Origin of the sequence: Pseudohoeflea suaedae, assembly GCF_004354915.1 — a bacterium.
GTDB lineage: Bacteria > Pseudomonadota > Alphaproteobacteria > Rhizobiales > Rhizobiaceae > Pseudohoeflea > Pseudohoeflea suaedae.
On the sequence record NZ_SMSI01000007.1, the window covers coordinates 1 to 2,171 of the forward strand.

Sequence of the window (2,171 nt, forward strand, 5' to 3'; positions counted from 1 at the left end):
ATCGCCGGTCAGGTTGGTATTGCCGGCCTCGTGCTTGAGCAGGCCTTCCCCCGACACATCGGCGTCGAAGTCGTAATCCTCATCGGTGTGATTGAAGACGAGCGTGCCTTCGCCATCGCCGAAGTCGATGGTTGCGGCGGCCCCATCGGCCCCTTGCAAGAAACCCGCCGCCTGCGCCTCCTCGCCGGACGCAGCGCCGATATTGATCGTGCCCTTCGAATCCGTATTCTCCGTGACGACAAAGGCGCTTGCTTCGGCCACACCACCATTGGCCACGGTCAGCGTGCCTTCGCCAACGTAATAGCCGACGGTAATTTCACTCCCCGAGACCAGCCGCGAATCCTTTCCGGACACGGTAACCGTGCCGGTGCTGCCGTCCTCTTGGCCTATACGAACTTTACCATCGGCACGAACATAACCACTGCCCAGCACATTCAGCGTGCCTTCGCCGATTTGGCCGACGCTCATCTCACTTGCCGCGACCAGCCGGGAACCCTTGCCGGACACGGTAGCGGTGCCCGTGCTGCCGGAAAAACGACCCAGATAAAAGTCAGCATAGGTATGGACGTAACCGCCGTTCAGGACATCGAGCGTGCCTTCGCCGGAATTGCCGACGGTAATGTCATCTCCCGCGACCAGCCGCGAATCCTTGCCGGAAACGGTAACCTTGCCGGTGCTGCCGGACTGCTGGCCTATACGAACAACTTCATCGGCACGAACATAACCGCCGTCCAGCACATTGAGCGTGCCTTCGCCGGAATTGCCGACGTTGATGTCATTTCTCGCGATCAGTCGGGAATCCTTGCCGGACACCGTCACGGTGCCGGTGACATCATCACTCACGCCAAGATAAACGTTCTCATCCACACGGACATAACCGCCGTTCAGCACGTTCAGCGTGCCTTCGCCGTTAAAGCCGACGAACATGTCGGTTCCCCCGACCAGCCGCGAATCCTTGCCGGACACGGTAACCGTGCCCTTGCCGTCACCGACGTCGTATCCCCCCAGGAAAACGTCGTCATACGCATAGACATAACCACCGTTCAGCACATTGAGCGTGCCTTCGCCGCGATCGCCGACGACAATGTCATCCCCCGCGATCAGCCGCGAATCCTTGCCGGAAACGGTCACCGTGCCGGTGCCGGCACCGAATTCGAAGCCACCTATGGAAACGTCGTCATACGCATAAACATAGCCACCGTCCTGCACATTGAGCGTGCCTTCGCCGTCATAGCCGACAACGATGTTACCATCCGCGATCAACTTGGAATCCTTGCCGGAAACCGTCACGGTGCCGCTGGCACCTTCCGCATACCCCATGAAAAAGTTGTCATATGATTTGACATAGCCGCCTTTGGAGACATTCAGCGTGCCTTCGCCGAAACCGCCGACGCCCAGGTAGCCAGCGGTCAGTCTCGACCCGCTTCCTGAAACCGTCACGACACCGGTGGAACCTGCCGTGGCACCGACATAGACACCATAGCCGGAGGCAACACTTCCTCCGTCCACGACGTTCAACGCCCCCTCTCCATAGAGGCCGACAAATATCTCTCTCTCGGCGATCCACGAACCGCCCTGCGATACGGTCACGGTGCCTTTCGACCCGGCATTGGCGCCGATGTAGCCGCGGCCACTTTCAAGCTCTCCGCCATTTACGATGGTCAAAGTGGCATCGTCGCCATCATCCACGCCGACGAATACGTCGTCGCCATCGAGATCCACCGGCTCATTGATGACTTCCCGGTCCTGGCCGTCGATGACCAGATTTGCGGCGAAGGCCGGGCCGGCAGGCAGAGCGATCAGGGCGGTGGAGGCCAGAAGGGCGGCGCCGAGCAGGCTCCGCCCCGCGATTGCGCGCCTGGATGCACCGCGACGCTTGTCACCGGAGGATGTGGATGAACTGGACTTGAATGAGATCGACTGCATATCTGTGAGAACCCGTCCCTGATCGTTGTTTTTCACCGGTCGCCGCGCTGCCCCGCAAGTCTGCCCTCGGCATATCGCGGATTATAACGCAGCCTAATTTAGATTTTACTAACCACAATTCGCGGCCCGAAGGCCCGAGGCGGCGGAGACCGTTCCGCCAGCCGACAGTCCTCGGCGGGCCGGCACGACTGGCCGGCCCGCCGGTTTTTTGGGATCAGAACCGCGCGTTCAGCCCTGCCGACAGT

General features: G+C 60.4%; 1 pseudogene. It reads right to left on the bottom strand.

Annotation, left to right across the window (positions count from 1 at the left end):
* Positions 1–1,722: pseudogene (locus E2A64_RS17715) on the bottom strand (hypothetical protein); the annotation flags it as partial.
* Positions 1,723–2,171: the final 449 nt, after the last annotated feature.